Annotated in this window: 18 protein-coding genes; 4 read left to right on the top strand and 14 right to left on the bottom strand. The window is 48.0% G+C overall.

The features are described 5' to 3' along the window. Positions 1-12: 12 nt before the first annotated feature. The 10 genes from ACW5MY_RS05850 to ACW5MY_RS05805 all read right to left on the bottom strand — a co-directional run bounded on the left by ACW5MY_RS05850 (position 13) and on the right by ACW5MY_RS05805 (position 11,773). A complete protein-coding gene (locus ACW5MY_RS05850; protein ID WP_013351809.1) occupies positions 13-192 on the bottom strand; it encodes a YjzC family protein in 180 nt (59 codons plus the stop codon). A gap of 91 nt (positions 193-283) precedes the next feature. Further along, positions 284-1,240 (bottom strand): ornithine carbamoyltransferase, encoded by a 957-nt coding sequence (argF, locus tag ACW5MY_RS05845; RefSeq protein WP_013351808.1) that lies wholly within the window; start codon positions 1,238-1,240, stop codon positions 284-286. Continuing rightward, complete coding sequence (locus ACW5MY_RS05840) at positions 1,228-4,323, bottom strand: carbamoyl phosphate synthase large subunit (RefSeq protein ID WP_013351807.1); 3,096 nt, start codon at positions 4,321-4,323, stop codon at positions 1,228-1,230. Before ACW5MY_RS05840 ends, argF begins: the two co-directional genes overlap by 13 nt. After that, the gene (locus tag ACW5MY_RS05835; protein WP_013351806.1) at positions 4,316-5,374 is read right to left on the bottom strand and encodes a carbamoyl phosphate synthase small subunit; all 1,059 of its coding nucleotides are present in this window, start codon (positions 5,372-5,374) and stop codon (positions 4,316-4,318) included. Before ACW5MY_RS05835 ends, ACW5MY_RS05840 begins: the two co-directional genes overlap by 8 nt. A 67-nt stretch (positions 5,375-5,441) precedes the next feature. Continuing rightward, positions 5,442-6,599: an acetylornithine transaminase gene (locus tag ACW5MY_RS05830; RefSeq protein WP_013351805.1), complete on the bottom strand. Its 1,158-nt coding sequence runs from the start codon at positions 6,597-6,599 to the stop codon at positions 5,442-5,444. Further along, on the bottom strand, positions 6,596-7,372 hold the full coding sequence (argB, locus tag ACW5MY_RS05825) for an acetylglutamate kinase (RefSeq protein WP_125122374.1): 777 nt from the start codon (positions 7,370-7,372) through the stop codon (positions 6,596-6,598). Before argB ends, ACW5MY_RS05830 begins: the two co-directional genes overlap by 4 nt. A 14-nt stretch (positions 7,373-7,386) precedes the next feature. Further along, complete coding sequence (argJ, locus tag ACW5MY_RS05820; protein WP_013351803.1) at positions 7,387-8,604, bottom strand: bifunctional ornithine acetyltransferase/N-acetylglutamate synthase; 1,218 nt, start codon at positions 8,602-8,604, stop codon at positions 7,387-7,389. A 21-nt stretch (positions 8,605-8,625) separates the two neighbouring features. Continuing rightward, entirely contained in the window at positions 8,626-9,663 is a 1,038-nt protein-coding gene (argC, locus tag ACW5MY_RS05815) for an N-acetyl-gamma-glutamyl-phosphate reductase (RefSeq protein WP_289394283.1), read from the bottom strand. A 134-nt stretch (positions 9,664-9,797) separates the two neighbouring features. Continuing rightward, positions 9,798-10,340, bottom strand: coding sequence for an MFS transporter (locus ACW5MY_RS05810; RefSeq protein WP_013351801.1), 543 nt, complete (start codon positions 10,338-10,340; stop codon positions 9,798-9,800). After that, entirely contained in the window at positions 10,337-11,773 is a 1,437-nt protein-coding gene (locus ACW5MY_RS05805; RefSeq protein ID WP_013351800.1) for an FAD-binding oxidoreductase, read from the bottom strand. The genes ACW5MY_RS05810 and ACW5MY_RS05805 overlap by 4 nt, the downstream gene beginning before the upstream one ends. A 327-nt stretch (positions 11,774-12,100) precedes the next feature. Here ACW5MY_RS05805 and fosB point away from each other — a divergent pair, with 327 nt between their 5' ends. Beyond that, positions 12,101-12,523, top strand: a complete 423-nt coding sequence (fosB, locus tag ACW5MY_RS05800) for a metallothiol transferase FosB (RefSeq protein ID WP_013351799.1) — start codon at positions 12,101-12,103, stop codon at positions 12,521-12,523. 133 nt (positions 12,524-12,656) lie between these two features. Here the strand turns inward: fosB and ACW5MY_RS05795 are convergent, their stop codons facing one another. Together ACW5MY_RS05795 and ACW5MY_RS05790 are read right to left on the bottom strand one after the other, a co-directional pair. Then, positions 12,657-12,965, bottom strand: a complete 309-nt coding sequence (locus tag ACW5MY_RS05795; RefSeq protein WP_003155088.1) for a metal-sulfur cluster assembly factor — start codon at positions 12,963-12,965, stop codon at positions 12,657-12,659. Between the two features lie 62 nt (positions 12,966-13,027). Beyond that, positions 13,028-13,795, bottom strand: coding sequence for a prolyl oligopeptidase family serine peptidase (locus tag ACW5MY_RS05790; protein WP_013351798.1), 768 nt, complete (start codon positions 13,793-13,795; stop codon positions 13,028-13,030). Between the two features lie 114 nt (positions 13,796-13,909). On the opposite strand from ACW5MY_RS05790, the gene ACW5MY_RS05785 reads away from it, so the two are divergent. From ACW5MY_RS05785 to ACW5MY_RS05775, 3 genes are all read left to right on the top strand, one after another. After that, positions 13,910-14,722 carry a Cof-type HAD-IIB family hydrolase gene (locus ACW5MY_RS05785; RefSeq protein WP_013351797.1) on the top strand — a complete coding sequence of 271 codons (813 nt, stop codon included), beginning with the start codon at positions 13,910-13,912 and terminating at the stop codon, positions 14,720-14,722. An 85-nt stretch (positions 14,723-14,807) separates the two neighbouring features. Beyond that, positions 14,808-14,957, top strand: coding sequence for a hypothetical protein (locus tag ACW5MY_RS05780; RefSeq protein ID WP_013351796.1), 150 nt, complete (start codon positions 14,808-14,810; stop codon positions 14,955-14,957). Then, a complete protein-coding gene (locus tag ACW5MY_RS05775; RefSeq protein ID WP_013351795.1) occupies positions 14,957-15,154 on the top strand; it encodes a DUF3813 domain-containing protein in 198 nt (65 codons plus the stop codon). Before ACW5MY_RS05780 ends, ACW5MY_RS05775 begins: the two co-directional genes overlap by 1 nt. A gap of 37 nt (positions 15,155-15,191) precedes the next feature. Here the strand turns inward: ACW5MY_RS05775 and ACW5MY_RS05770 are convergent, their stop codons facing one another. Further along, positions 15,192-15,653, bottom strand: coding sequence for a BsuPI-related putative proteinase inhibitor (locus ACW5MY_RS05770; protein ID WP_013351794.1), 462 nt, complete (start codon positions 15,651-15,653; stop codon positions 15,192-15,194). A gap of 14 nt (positions 15,654-15,667) precedes the next feature. Next, positions 15,668-16,510, bottom strand: a complete 843-nt coding sequence (locus ACW5MY_RS05765) for a YitT family protein (RefSeq protein ID WP_013351793.1) — start codon at positions 16,508-16,510, stop codon at positions 15,668-15,670. Positions 16,511-16,598 lie beyond the last annotated feature (88 nt).

The following is a 16,598-nucleotide window of genomic DNA, read 5'->3' as shown; positions in this document are numbered from 1 at the left end:
GTTTTTTTGTATTCACGGTTTTCGCTGATACGTCCACAGTCTGTTGTGATTTGAAGTCTCGGGAAACATTTCTCCCGTTGTGAGCTTGATTTTTTGCGGATTTTTGACCATGCTTCCCGTTTCGCCGATTTCAACGTACACACCGTTATTCGGCGCTTTTTGTCCCGGGCGGAATTGATGCTGCTGTCCCATGTCATTTCCTCCTTTTTCTTTTTCATGTAGTATGCGCTTGTATGGAGGAAAATATTAAAAAGCCGCTGAATGAGGTTCAGCGGCTTTTTTGTTAATCCTGTTTGTAAAGAAGAGCTTTCAGGAGCGCTTTTTGCGCGTGAAGCCGGTTTTCCGCCTGCTGGAATACCGCCGAATTCGGACCGTCGATAATGTCGGACGTGACCTCTTCCTCCCGATGCGCGGGCAGGCAATGCAAAAATGTATAGTCAGGTTTGGCGAGACTGACGAGTGAGGCGTTGACTTGATAAGGGGCAAACACGCTCAGCCGCTGCTGCGTCTCTTCCTCCTGCCCCATGCTCGTGAAGACGTCGGAGTAAATCACGTCGGCATCCCGCACCGCTTCCTGCGGATTATCGGTCAGGGTGATCTTCGTTCCGGAAACAGCCGCGGCTTCTTTCGCGGCATTTACCGCCTCTTCCTCAACTTCATAGCCTTTCGGCGAAGCAACCGCAACGTCACAGCCCATTTTTGCGCAGCCGATCATGAGTGAATGCGCCACATTATTTCCGTCACCGATATAGGCGACTTTTACTCCTTTCAGCTTTCCTTTTATTTCTTGTATCGTCAACAGATCCGCGAGAGCCTGACACGGATGGTACCGGTCGGTCAGCCCGTTTATGACGGGAATGTCTGCATGCTCGGCAAGCTCTTCGACTTTTTCATGCGCGAAGGTGCGGATCATAATGGCATCAACGAATCCGGACAGCACCTTCGCCGTATCTGCGACCGTCTCTCCCCGGCCAAGCTGCAGGTCACTGCTTGAAAGAAAAAGTCCGGTTCCGCCGAGCTGGGCCATTCCCGCTTCAAATGACACACGCGTGCGGGTCGAAGATTTTTCAAAAATCATCGCCAATGTTTTCCCTTGGAAAATCGGCTGTATCGGATGTTGTTTTAACAATGAAGCTTCTGTAAGAAGCGCGTTGATGTCTGACGGGCTGACATCTTTTAAGGAAAGAAAATCTTTGCCGTACAAATGGGTTAATGTGTGTTCCGCTTTTACTGTGTGCATGATTCCACTTCCTTTTGATAAAGATCTTTGAGCGATACAGGCTGAGGTGTGCCGGAGCCGCTTGCCAAAAATGCTTTGACGGTTTCCAGTTCAGTAAAGACCGTCACACCGTGCGTCATGGCTTCTATCCGCTGTTTGCGCGCTTCTTCTGAGTGATTGAAATTGATATGAACCGCTTTATCCCTTCGGTCTGCCCAAGCCTGAAAAGAGTCTTGGCATACGGTGAATCCCGCTTCTTGGGTCTGCTGTGCCAGTTTTTCATCTCCGCCTTCCAGATAGACGCTGCCTTTTTTCTCCCAGACGTGCGCATAGATTTTTTTCAGGGCGCTTTCTGCGTCAAACGCGACACACATGCCTTCTCCGGTCGACTTCATTTCCGGGCCGGGCTTTACGTCCACGTCCTGAATGGCGTGAGAAGAAAATACCGGGAATTTCACTGCCGTTCCGTGCTGATTTTGTATCACGGGCTTGATTTCTTTAAGGGAAGCTCCGGCCAGCAGTCTGGCGGCAAGCGGAATCATCGGGACTCCCATAACCTTAGACACTACAGGAACCGTTCGGCTTGCCCGCGGATTCACTTCAAGAACGAGAATATCTCCCTTTTCATCAATTACAAACTGGATGTTCATGATGCCTTTGAATGCCAGTTTTACCGCAATTTTTTCGGCAGCCTCTTTTAACTCCCGCTGCATTTCAGGGGTGACAGAAGGCCCCGGAAGAATCGCAAAACTGTCGCCTGAATGGACGCCTGCCCGTTCGATATGCTCTGTGCAGGTCGGCACAAATACTTCATGTCCGTCAGAAATCAGATCGATCTCCACTTCTTTTCCTGTAATGTACTGGTCGATCAAAATCGGGTACGGCATGCCCGCTTCGTTTTCAAGCAGTTCTGAAATTTGCGCTTCTGACTCAACGATTATCATGCCCATCCCTCCGATGACATAAGACGGACGGATCAGCACGGGATAGCCGATACGGCTTGCTTTTTCCGCGGCTTCTTCTTTCGTATAAGCTGTTTCCCCTTTGGCATGTTTCAGATCCAGATCATCAAGCAGTTTATAAAACAGATCCCGATCCTCCAGCGCATCAAGGGTTTCAAAGGATGTTCCGAGCAGCGGAATGCCCGCTTTTTCCAGCGGTTCAGCAGCATTGATAGCGGTCTGTCCCCCAAACTGGACGATGGCAAAATCAATGTTTTCATGTTCCGCCACGTTTAAAATATGCTCTGTCGTCAGCGGTTCAAAATAGAGCCGGTCGGCAATTTCGTAATCCGTGCTTACTGTTTCCGGATTGTTATTGATCATAATCGTTTCATATCCGAGCTTTTGCAGGGTCAGGACGCCGTGAACGGCACTGTAATCAAATTCCACTCCCTGCCCGATGCGGATCGGGCCTGAGCCGATGATAAGCGCGCGTTTTTTCTCTTTTCGGCTGATATCTCCGTCGCTTTCCCCGAGATAGGTGGAGTAGAAATAATTCGTCTTGGCATCAAATTCAGCGGCGCATGTATCTACGATTTTAAACGACGGGACGATGCCCGATTTCTTTCTGAGAGCGCGGATGTCTTCTTCCGTTTTTCCCGTAAGAGATGCGATCATGACGTCCGTGAAGCCCTTTACCTTCGCCTGTTTTAAAAGCGGGACAGACAGGTTATCTCCTTCTTCCATCAGCTTGTTTTCCAATGTGATGATATTCCGGAACACATGGAGAAAAAACGGGTCAATTTTCGTTTCGGCATGAATGTCTTCTATTGTTACACCGCGGCTTAACAGTTCCATGACGACGAAGAATCTCCGGTCATCCGGCGTTACCGCTAATTCCCGCAGCTGATTGAGCGTACAGCCGCCGAGTTCAGGCAGGCGGGTGCCGATCGTTTTCAGCTCAAGGGAGGCCGCCGCTTTTTGAATGGCCGCTTCCATATTTCTTTCGATCGCCATGACCTCTCCCGTGGCTTTCATCTTCGTTCCGAGCGTGCGGTCGGCATATTTAAATTTATCAAACGGCCAGCGCGGGAATTTGACGATGACATAATCAAGCGCCGGTTCAAAGCTTGCATAGGTAGAGCCTGTCAGCGGATTTTTCAGTTCATCAAGCGTATAGCCGACGGCAAGTTTCGCCGCCATTTTGGCAATCGGATAGCCGGTCGCTTTTGACGCGAGGGCTGATGAGCGGCTGACACGCGGGTTCACTTCAATGACATAGTACTGTTTGCTGAACGGATCCAGCGCAAATTGAATGTTGCAGCCGCCGACCACATCCAGCGCCGAAATAATCGCCAGGCTTGCCGAACGAAGCATCTGATATTCCTCATCGGTTAACGTCTGGGACGGTGCAACGACGATAGAGTCTCCTGTATGCACGCCGACGGGATCGATGTTTTCCATGTTGCAGACGGTAATGCATGTATGATTTTTGTCGCGCATGACCTCGTATTCGATTTCTTTAAAACCGGCGATGCTTTTTTCGACGAGGCATTGGCTGATCGGGCTTGCTAACAGCGCCTGTTTAATCAGCGTCTGAAACGCTTCTTTCGTTTTCGCGATTCCGCCTCCCTTTCCGCCTAACGTATACGCCGGTCTTAGAATGACCGGAAACCCGATAGACTCAGCGAAGCGGAGGGCGTCTTCTTCGTTGTCGACGATTTCGCTTTCCGGAACGGGCTGGTCAAGCTCTTTCATCAGGGCGCGGAACTGCTCCCGGTCTTCGCCTTTTTGAATGGTTTCCACCGATGTTCCTAAAAGCTTGACGTGATGCTTCTTCAGCACGCCTGCTTCTTCAAGCTTAACGGCTAAATTCAGCGCGGTCTGACCTCCTAAATTGGCAAGCAGACCGTCCGGTTTTTCTTTTTCAATAATGGCCTCGATGCTTTCGGGTGTAAGCGGTTCAAAATAAATTTCATCAGCAAACGCCTCATCCGTCATAATCGTTGCCGGGTTGTTGTTGACGAGAATAACACGGTATCCTTCTTCTTTCAGAGCCATGCAGCCCTGTGTTCCTGAATAATCGAATTCAGCCGCCTGGCCGATGATGATCGGGCCGGAGCCGATGACCAATATGCTGGAAATGGTTGTATCTTTAGGCATGAGCGATTTCTCTCCTTGCTGGTATCACTTTCTCTAGAAATTCATCAAATATCCACTCGCTCTCAGCCGGTCCGGGATGAGCTTCAGGGTGGAACTGAACGCTTAATACGGGAAGGCGTTTGTGAATGAGCCCTTCCACTGATGTGTCATTGACATGATGGAACCTGATCGACAGCTCATTTTCGTCAATTGATGATTCATCGACGACATAGCTGTGGTTCTGGCTTGTCATAAACACCCGTTTCGTTTTCCGGTCAATGACGGGATGGTTGGCACCCCTGTGACCGAACGGCAGCTTATACGTATTCCCTCCGAAAGCGAGAGCAATCAGCTGATGTCCGAGACAAATGCCGAGTGCGGGGAAAGCATTCAGTAAAGCCTTAATCCGGGTCATGTACGGAGCAATCGCTTTCGGGTCCCCAGGCCCGTTTGAAAGCACGATTCCGTCAGGCTGAATGTCATAAACGGCGTTCATCTGGTGATACGGAATGACCGTTACTTTACAGCCGCGCTTGACAAGCGACGAAGCGATTGATTTTTTAAAACCGAAATCAATCAGCGCAATATGCCGTTCTCCGTCCCCCATTGAGGTGATCTCTTCGGCCTGCGCCAGCTCAGCCGGGTTTTCTGTTCCGCATGCCGCCGGAACCTCTCCTGTTGTTGATACGGCAGCGTTCATCGTGCCGCCGGAGCGGATGGTTTTGACGACGGCCCGTGTGTCCACTTCGGTTAAGAGCGGGATGTTCCATTTATTTAAATACTCTCTCAGGCTTGAGACTGCTTCATGGTGAGAAAAATGTTCACACGCTTCATACACGACAACAGCCTTGACTTGAGGGATCTTACTTTCAAGATCTTTTTCATTAATTCCGTAGTTTCCGATCAGCGGATACGTAAAAACGATGATCTGGCCCTTATATGACGGGTCTGTAAGCACTTCCTGGTAGCCCGTCATTCCGGTGAAAAAAACCGCTTCGCCAACGCAGCATGCCTCTTTTTCAAGTTCACCGCCGAATGATGTTCCGTCTTCCAATACTAAATAGCCTTTCATCTAAAGCCCACCTCTTGATGAATAATTAATTAAAAATATGAATTTTTATACCTTGATAACAAAAAAATTATCGTTTCACTGCGGAATTCGCTTCGATCGCTGCTTTCAGCATGCTGACGGCCGACAGTATTTCTTCTTCAGAAACCGTAAGCGGCGGAAGCAGCCTGATGACATTCGGTCCGGCCGGAAGCACGAGAAGTCCGCGTTCCTGCAGATCTCCGATGATGCCGGAAACGGGGCCTGCGCATTCAATGCCGATTAATAACCCTTTTCCGCGGATGTTTTTTACAAAAGGCACTGTCAGCTCACGTTTCAGCTGCGCTTTTAAAAAAGCACCTTTGTCCGCCGCAGCCTGGAGAAAGTCCGGCTGAAACACAATGTCCAAGGTCGCATTCACAGCTGCCATGGCAAGCTTATTGCCGCCGAAAGTCGTGCCGTGCGTACCCGGTGTGAAGGCTTCGCCAAGCTTCTTTTTGCCGATCACGGCTCCGACGGGAAAACCGTTTCCAAGCCCTTTCGCAACAGTGATAATGTCCGGAGAGATGCCGAAATGCTCATAGCCGAATGCCTTGCCCGTCCGGCCGATTCCGGTTTGAATCTCATCTGCGATAAGCAGCGCCTTTCTGTCTTGGCAAAATGTCTGTAATGCTTTGATGAATTCCGGATCGGCGGGATGAACTCCCCCTTCACCCTGCACCGTCTCAAACATGACGGCGGCGATGTCATCCTCGTTTGAAAGCGTGCTGAATGCCGACGGATCATTAAACGGCAGATAGTGAAAACCTTGAAGCATCGGTCCGAAACCGGTTTTGATTTTGTCTTGTCCGGTGGCGGCCATTCCCGCATATGTCCGTCCGTGAAAAGATTGATGGAATGTCACGATTTTTGTTTTTCCCGTTGCTTTACGGGCAAGCTTAATGGCGCCTTCATTCGCTTCGGCTCCGCTGTTGCAGAAGAAAACAAGATCCCCCGCGCTATGTTCAGCAAGCTTTGCCGCGGCTTTTTCCTGAAGGTCATTTTCAAACAGATTGGAAACGTGCCATACGCTGTCAAGCTGTTGTTTGACCGCTTCTGTCACCGCGTCATGGCAATGGCCGAGATTGGAAACGGCGATACCCTGAATAAAATCCAGATACGTTTTTCCGTTTTCATCCTCTGCGATTGTCCCTTTCGCTTTTTTGATATCGATAGGCCAGCGGCTGTAGGTTTGAAATAAGCTGCTCATGACACGCTCTCCTTTTCCTTGACGATTTTTGTTCCTTGAAAGGCTTGATCAGTGAAAAACGCTCCTTTTCCGTTCACAATCATCACTTCCGCCACATCTTCACTCAATGCCGATAATGCCGACTTCACCTTCGGAATCATCCCTCCCGAAATGACGCCGTCGTCGATGAGGGCTTGAATCTCTTGCGGCGTCAGAGTATCCAGACGGTTCTCTCCGTCCATAATTCCTTCGACATCCGTGACAAATAAAAGTTTATCGGCGTGTAAGGCGGAAGCGACGGCCGAAGCCGCGGCGTCTGCATTTACGTTCAGCGTTTTGAAATCACTTGTCATGGAAAGCGGAGCGATAACGGGAATGATGCCTTCTTTCATTAATGCTTGAATAATGGCCGGATCGGTTTTTTTGATTTCGCCCACTTCTCCGTATTTATCTTGATCAAGATAGGATGCTTGAAGGAGTCCGCCGTCCTTTCCTGAGATTCCCGCTGCTTTCAGCCCGTTTTTCGCCAGTTCGGCCACGAAAAATTTATTGACCGACCCTGACAAAACCATTTCCGCTGTCTCAAGCACCGGTTTGGTCGTTTTCCGCTGCCCATCGACAAATTCCGTTTCTATCTGCAATGTTTTCAGCATTTGTGAAATTTCCGGGCCGCCCCCATGCACGACGGCAATGTTCCAGCCCGATTGCATAAGCTCTTTTACATTTTGAAAAAAAGCGGCGGATAACTCGCGGATCACGCTGCCGCCGCACTTAAAAACAATGGTTTTCCTCATGCCGCTCTCCTTTGTTATGTGCGATAGCTCGCATTGATTTTGATATAATCATAGGTTAAGTCACAGCCCCATGCCCGGCCGCTGCCGGAGCCTTCGTTCAGGCGGACTGCGATCGTAATTTCATCACATGATAAGTACTCCTTGGCATCGGTTTCTGAAAACGGCTGAGGTTCGTTGTTTTTAAACAGACACTGTCCGCCGAGGAAAACTTCCACTTGTTCGGCCGTTACGCTTGCCGCACTGTGCCCGATTGCGCCGATGATGCGCCCCCAATTGGCGTCCGTGCCGTAAACGGCGGTTTTCACAAGGCTTGAGCCGACGATTTTTTTGGCGATAATATTCGCTTCAAGATTATTTTTCGCACCTTCGACTTTGGCTTCAATTAATTTCGTCGCTCCTTCACCGTCTCTGGCAATTTCTTTGGCAAGGTCTTCGCACACAAGCTTTAACCCCTTTTTAAAAGCCGGCCAGTCGGGATGCTGCTCCGTCAGACGATCATTCCCCGCGCAGCCGTTCGCCATTACGAGCACCATATCATTCGTCGATGTTTCTCCGTCAACGGTGATTTGATTAAATGAAACATCCGTGATCTCCCTGAGCGCGTTTTTGAGCGACTGTTCTTCCACGGCCGCGTCCGTTGTGACAAAGCCGAGCATTGTCGCCATGTTGGGGTGGATCATGCCTGAGCCTTTCGCCGCTCCGCCGATCGTGATGATGTCTCCGCCGATCACCAGTTCATAACACGTCTGTTTCGTCACCGTATCCGTCGTCAAAATGGCTTCTTCAAATGCTCCGGACAATGACGGCGCTTGACCGAGCTGTTCAATACCCGCTTGAATTTTTTTCATGTCTAAAAGCTCACCAATCACCCCGGTTGACGAAACCGCCACAAGCTCTGGTTCAATACCGAGCTGGCTTGCGAAGCTGTCCCGCATTTGATAGGCGTCCTTTAAGCCTTGGTCTCCCGTACAGGCGTTGGCAATCGCGCTGTTGACAATTACCGCCTGAAGCACAGCTTCTTTTTTCAAGCTGTCTTGCGTCACTTTCAGCGGCGCTGCCTGAAAATGGCTCTGCGTATATACCGCTGCACTGACTGCCGGCGCCTCGCTGATAATCGCTCCGAGATCTTTTTTTGAATAGCGCAGCCCGCAGTGGACACCCTTTGCCTCAAACCCTTTCGGCGAGGATACGCCGCCTTTTATTTTCGTGATTTCCTCACTCAGCTGAATCATATTCTGAATCCCTCTTTCGTTCTATGGATAGACTGGCGTCATCGTGAGTCCCGTTTCTTCCTGCCAGCCATTCATGATATTTAAATTTTGCACCGCCTGCCCGGCGGCGCCTTTCATCAGATTATCTATGACAGAAACGATAGTCGCACGGTTTGTTCTTTCGTCCACAGTGACACTAATATCGCAAAAATTGCTGCCGTATACTTCTTTTGTCGCCGGGTATTCACCCTCCGGCCTGATTCTGACAAAATATGAATCTTTGTAAAATTCGCAATACATTTCTCTTATCTGCGCAGAAGACATTCCCGGAGGTGCGTCAGTATACATCGTCGCCATAATGCCTCTTGTCATCGGCGCCAAATGAGCGGAAAACGTAATTGGACCTGTGCCCGGCTGCCATGCCGCCAATTGCTGTTCAATTTCGGGGGTATGCTGATGGTCATTGACCTTATAAATTTTGAAATTATCATTCAGCTCAGAATAATGAGTGCCCATGGATGCTTTTCGGCCCGCGCCAGATACGCCGGTCTTCGCATCAACAATCAGAAATGAATCTTGTAAAAGCTTATTTTTTGCCAGCGGGGCGAGACCGAGCAGTACAGCCGTCGGAAAACAGCCCGGATTAGCAATCAGCTTTGCAGTCTGAATCTCTTCTTTTTGCAGTTCCGCTAAACCGTAAACCGCGTTTTGAATCGTTCCTTCAGGGGCAGCCTTCCGCTTATACCACTTTTCATACACGGCCGGGTTATGAATCCGCAGATCGCCGGAAAGGTCAATGACCGGGATGCCCGCTTCCGCCAGCTTAGGTGACCACTCTCCGGAAACGCCGGGCGGCGCGGCTATGAACATGACATCAATTTCGTTTCGGATGGTTTCTATATGAAGCGGCTGGAGTGATTGGGACGCTATATTCCTCAGATGCGGATATGAAGCATTATATGCCTTTCCTTCGTCACTCGATGAATATAATATACAATTATCTGCATAAGGGTGATGGTTAAGAATCCTGACAAGCTCAGCGCCTCCATAACCAGTTGCGCCTATAATACCTATTTTCAACGGGTTCACCTTCTTGGTTTTTGTGAAATTATTTAACATTATAACATGAATAAAAATTAATTCAATTGTATATTTAATATTTTTTCACCCGTTTTTCCATCTGTTTTCAGAGACAAAAAAACAGGCTGATCGGATCAGCCTGTTTTCTTCAGCATCATCAGCCCGCTTATAAAAAACAGCACAGAGCTGGCGTAAAAAATAATATATACCGTAAAGAAATCAGCAAGAAAGCCGCCGATAATAATGGCGGCGGCTGAAAATACAGCCGTCCAGAAGTGGTAGCTGCCGACTTTTTTCCCACGTTCCCCGCCGTCGGTATAATCGGCGATCAAGATTTTTTCGCCGTGTTTTTGCATGGCCCCGAACAGGCCCAAAAGCACTTGCACAACATAAACCTGTTGTACGCCGGTAATATGCGGGAGCGTCAGAAGAAGCAGCGCCATGCCCCATGAATTCGCCATAAGGAACCAGCGGGGATCCAGTCTTGCCGACAGCCTGCCGAGCAGCGGATGGATCAAAGCACCGCTCAGGCCGAACAAGCCGTATGACAGACCGAATTGCGTGTAGCTGGAGCCGATGTTTTTAATAAATAAAATATAAAACGGAAAGATCAGGCTGCCGGCAAAAAAGACACTGCTTTGAGACAGGATCAGCCATTTTAAATGATTTTGTTTCATGATTTGTACCTCTGATAAAAATAATTCATAAATAAGTCATCCGGATCATACTTGTGTTTTTTCTGAAAGAATATATCGCTTTTCGGATATGCCTCGCGCATCTGCTCCTTCGTTTGGTACAGCATATACGGCAGATAATAGCTGCCGTGATGGCGCAATGCCGTATCCGTCATTTTTCTGACGATGCGGGCCGTATCCGCCTGACTGTCTTTTGAAAACCCTTCATTGATTAAAAGAACGAGCGAAAACATGTCATCCTTTGCGTATGACAGATCGGCTTTTTCATTTTTTTGCACGTAGCGGATCGTAATATTTACAAGGTTGAGGTCTTCATGTGACAGCGCCGCGCGTAAATCATGAATGTACGGCGCAAATTCGCCGACGGGTACAAAGTACTCTTGAAGCACATCGGTGTTGTCCGTGTTTTCATATTCCAAAAATTTCGATTCTGACCTCATGACATTGTTCCTTGAGATTTTCACGCCGTTTTGGCTGAGAAAATAAGACTGCTGTGCCGACCAGAGCCAATTTCTTCCCCAGTCATACCGGCGGGAGAGGCCGAGCGCGAATTTTGTCAGCGCAGGATGCTCATCTTCTTTCAGCTCATTGTGCTGCTTTAATTCTTTCTGATTGTCTGAAAGCGTGTAATCAGTCACATACATATCGTGCAAAAAGCCTTTATCTCCGGTTGCAATCCGTGCGAGATGCATGCGCACTGCAGGGTTGCGCCGGACATGCTGAGTAAAATATTGACTGTATGTATCAGCGTTCATGCGCTTCGTTTTCATTTCATACAGCTCATCATCCGTCAGCTCGATATCCGCGTCAAGGATGACGCCGAACAGGCCGTATCCGCCGATGACGGCTGAAAACAGGTCATCTTTCGGGGTGACGGTGATGATTTTGCCGTCCGCTTTTAAAAGATGAAATGATTTGACCGTATCTATCAGCGAACCGTACCGGATATCCCGTCCGTGGGCATTGGCACTCAGTGAGCCGCCGATCGTGAAAATGTTTTGTGACTGCATGACCTTTACCGCGAGCCCGTACGGATTGACATAGCGCTGAATATCATTCCACGTCGCTCCGGCCTGCACTCTGATGATTTTTTTCTTCCGGTCGAGACCGAGTATTTTGTTGTAGCCCGTCATGTCGAGAACGATACCGTCTTCATAATACGTCTGGCCGCCCATTGAGTGCTGGGCGCCTGCGATTGAGATGTTCAGATGCTTTCTCTTTGCTTCCTTAATCGTTTCGACCAATGTTTCTTTCTCTTTTCCTTTGACCGTCTGCTTAATTTTCACGGGCATGAGACGGCTGACATCCGTCATTGTTCCCGTCTTCTGCTCCCGTTCTTTGTGGAAGGCAGAAACAGCGAACAGCCCCGTATAAACAAGGATGCTAAGGATAATGAAAAGTATTTTTTTCTTCATAGGTTCCTCCCTCGCATGCAGCCGGTCTATTATATCATGACTCAAGCCCTCTTTTTTCCTTTTTATCCTTAAACCGCAAAACACCGAATGATGGAACATTCGGGGCTTTTTAGCTCCTTGTCTTTTTTTCGCACGCCGGTCTGCAACGACAATCCCGGCAGCGAAAAGAAGGCAGTACGAATCAGGTTTAATACAGCTTAAAGGCCAGCCGGAAAACAGCGCGGTAAACGGTGATCATAAAAATCACAGAAACCCTTAAAAAGTTTTTTAGTCGGTATATAATCGTTATATATAAGGAATAACAACCATTTTAAATGAGGTGGGAAAATGAACATAAAAGGAATCAATCATCTTCTTTTTTCTGTTTCACATTTGGAAAAATCTATAGAATTTTATGAGAACGTATTTCATGCACAACTCCTGGTTAAAGGACAAAAAACAGCATATCTTGATCTGAATGGGCTTTGGCTTGCGCTTAACTTAGAGGTGGATATTCCAAGAAATGAAATACATAAATCCTACACCCATATGGCTTTTACAATTGAGGCGAAAGATTTTGATGCAATACATCAAAAATTAAAAAGTCTAAATGTAAATATATTAAATGGACGTGCCAGAGATAAGCAAGATCAAAAATCAATTTATTTTACTGATCCTGATGGACATAAATTTGAATTCCACACAGGTACTCTGCAAGACAGACTAGCCTATTACAAAAAAGATAAACCCCATATGAAATTTTATATATGATGGTTTATGTAAACTTTTGTGCACTCCAACACGTTTTGCGATCCTAAGCAACCCCCGCAGCCAAAAGAAAAGCACCTCCGGATTTTAGGGTGATCCTAAATTCCGGGGTGCACTCAAAAAGCTGTCTTTCTTATTACTGAATCCCTAATGCGATTTTCGCGTAGCGTGACATTTTGTCTCTTGTCCACGGCGGGTTCCAGACAATGTGAACCTCAGTCTCTTTTACGTCCGGAATGTCGGCGAGCGCTTTTTTCACCTCGTCGACGATGATCGGAGCGAGCGGGCACCCCATTGATGTCAGTGTCATCGTGACGTGCGTCAGGCCGTCGTCATCCATATCAACGTCGTATACGAGGCCGAGATTGACGATATCGACGCCGAGCTCAGGGTCAACGACCTGCTCCAAGGCGCCCATGATGTTTTCTTTTAATGCTTCTTCCACGTTCCATCACTCCTTTTTCCTCAGTATAACGTATATGCGGCTTTTGTTAACACCTTTGTGCTTTATAAATGCTTATCGAACCAGGCGACTGTTTCTAAAACGGCGTATCGCGGGACTTTATGATCCGCCCGTTCGTCTTTCAGAAACTGAAGATGCTCAGGCCGGCTGCTGTAAAGCGGTTTAATCGTTTCATAAAAACCGCGGGTCGGTGCATACGGAACAACTTTGTCTTGGACACCGTGCCAGAACAACAGCGGGCGGCTGCGCAGTTTTTCCGGGTGCAGACTGAGATCGAACGGTTTGAGCCGCGCAAACAGTTCATCGACCTGTTCTTTTGTGACGTCAATTTCGATGTCCTGCTTCTGGATGTGGTCAATCTGCTGCTGAAAAAACGCCGTATAGTTCGGGCTTCCCATCAGACTGACGCCGGCTTTGACCCAATCATACGCAGCCATCGCGCCGAAAGTCGTAATTCCGCCCATTGACGTGCCGGCGAGGCCGATCCGCCCGTCTTCAATCAGACCGCGCGCTTCAAAATCCTTTTTCAGCACGTCAAGCTCCGTGATTTCATTTAATACAATGTCCCAAAAATGGACGGCGAGCTCTTCCGCTGCCAGCTGTTCAGCGCGTTCACCGTGGTAAAGAGCTTCCGGCAGCACGGCTCTGAAGCCCTTTTCAGCAAGCAGGTAAGCAAAATGAAGATTATGCTCCTTCGCGCTTGTAAAACCGTGAATAAAGAAAACAAGGGGAGCGGGACGGTCCCGATTTTCTTCTTTTACAATATGTAAAAACGGAATGCCTGATACGGTTTGATGATCAATAAGAATCACGTTGACTCCCTCCTTAGGATAACCATAATCATAAGTGTAACATGTAGACAATAAAGATGGTAAAAAGCTACACTGTACATAAGAGAAAAACAGCAAATCATAAAGGAGTTATTTATGGAGACAAAACCTTATCTCATCGCCTTAGATCTGGATGGAACTTTATTAAAAGATGATAAAACCATTTCCCCCGAAACGGCACGGACGATTCAATTGCTGACAGAAGCGGGACATCATATCTGTATCTCAACCGGGCGCCCTTTCCGTTCCAGTTCGATGTATTATGACGAGCTGGGGCTGACAACGCCGATTGTTAATTTTAACGGAGCGTTTGTCCACCATCCGAAAGACGAATCATGGGGACGCTATCATACGTCTTTATCAGTCGATGTGGTCAGACAGCTGGCCGAGCTTACAGAGACCTATCAAATACATAATGTGCTCGCTGAAGTTATCGATGATGTGTACTTCCATTATCATGATGAGCATTTAATCGAGGCGTTTCATATGAATATGGCGAATGTCACGTTCGGCGATCTGCGCGAAACAGTCAAAGAAGATGTGACGTCCGTATTGATTCACGCGAAGGAAGAGGACGTCGCGGACATCCGCGCGCATTTATCCGAGGTGCATGCCGAGGTCATTGACCACAGAAGATGGGCAGCTCCATGGCATGTGATTGAAATTATTAAACACGGGATGAATAAAGCGGTCGGCCTGAAGAAAATCAGCGACTATTACCAAGTGCCGAGAGAACGGATCATAGCGTTCGGCGATGAAGACAACGATCTTGAAATGCTCCGGTTCGCCGGCTGCGGCGTAGCGATGGAAAACGGCACGGATGAAGTCAAACAGGCGGCTGACCGTGTCACGGGTTCAAATGAAGCGGACGGTATCGCCGCATTTTTAACATCCTATTTCTCCCTATGAGGTTTTCCCGCTCATAACCAGAAGCCTTCCGCCCATACTAAAACAGACGACTCATCTCGTCTAAATATGGAAGGGGGACATTGCAATGGGTAAACGAAACAAATCAAAACGGTTTATTCAGCAAGGCAAGGACTCTGTCAGTCTTCATGACGCAAGATTTCCATATCGGTCTACATTAGAGGAAGCACAGCATGAGGCAGCAAAAGACGAAGCTGAAAGACAGGTTTTTTATTAATGAGAAACGAACTGTTTTCTCAAGCCAAGTCATTCGTCCAGCAGGCTGTCATGATTGCTAACGGTTTCGAGGACGGCGACCGGGAAAAAGCTGTCTCACGCGCCAAAAATGCCGTGTCTTCCGCGTACGCCAATTCGACAGATGCAGAACGTCAGCAGCTGCACCAATTTCAGGATCAGCTGGAGAAATTGCAATAAAAAACGGCGCCCCGTTTAGACGGGGGCGCCCTTTTTTTTACTTCACTTCAAATGTTTTTACCGTTTTCAGCCTTTTTCCGATCTGATCGGACTTTCCTAAAAACGTCACCGTGACCGTATATGTTCCCGGGCCGGGCACGTTTTTCCACACATCTGAAAAGTCATATGTTTCATTCGGCATTAATGTCACGGTCTGAAACGCCTGAGTAAACATTCTGTCTTTTGAATAGCGGTACAGTTCTTTGTTATGTTGATCATGTACGGTCAATTCGAATTTCTGCCCTGAGCTGAATGTGAAATCGATCGGGCTGCCGCTTTTGTTTTTTAAAGACATTTGAAATTCGATCTGCTGATCCGTCTGCACAGGATTTACGGCTAATTCAACTTGCTGTTCATTCATCTCTCCGGATACCTCCTCAGCGGGCTCCTTCTGCCCGGATTGACTGCTGCATCCGATCAGTAAAACGACCGGTAATAACAGGCCAAACAGCCATTTCATTCTATCCGCTCCTATCAGTCTTTTCTGAAGAAACCAAAGATCCCCGTCGTTTGCACGATGTTTGTGAAGGCTTTCGGGTCGACCTCTTTCACGATTTTCTCAAGATCATACAATTCGTACCGCGTGATGACGATGATCATCATTTCTTTCTGTTCGTTCGTGTAAGCGCCCTTTGCCGGCACCGTCGTAATGCCGCGAACCATTTTTCCGTAAATCGCTTCTTTGATTTCATCGGCTTTTTTCGTAACGATCATGGCGGTCAGTTTCATGTGGCGGGTGTGAATGGCGTCAATCACCCTTGTTGTGACATACAGAGCGACAAGGGTATATAATGCTTTCTCCCATCCTTGCAATAATCCTGCCGTCAAAATGATAATCCCGTTCAAAATGAAGAAATACGTACCGACCGGTTTATCCTTCCATTTGGCCAGCACCATCGACACGATATCAAGGCCGCCTGTGGAAGCGCCGAATTTCAGCGTTAAACCGATGCCGACAGCTGAGATGACTCCTCCGAATACGGTATTCAGGAGAATATCGTGCGACAGTCTCATTTCCGGGAGAATTCCCATAAAGACGGACGTCAGCGCTACGCTTAATATGCTGTATACGGTGAATGATCTGCCGACTTTCAGCCACCCTAACACACCGATGGGAATGTTTAAGAGGAACATGAGAACTCCTGTCGAAATATAAAAAGGGGCGTATTGATCAACGACGCTTGACAGCAGCTGGGCGACACCGGTAAAACCGCTGGCATATACATTCGCCGGTATCAGGAATAAATTCAGTCCCGCCGCATACAGAAACGCGCCGATGACGACAATTGTTAATTTTTTTGCTTGTTCAAGTACCATGGCTTGCTCCTCCGCTCATTTTCATTATTAGCTTTTCCCTTAAAACAAAGTTTTGAACACTAATTTGCCAAATTTATATGATATAGTT

The sequence above is a fragment of the Bacillus sp. Bwzl_19 genome, from assembly GCF_054900515.1.
The sequence above is the reverse complement of the archived record's forward strand: the minus strand, read 5'-3'. Positions and strand labels throughout refer to the sequence as shown.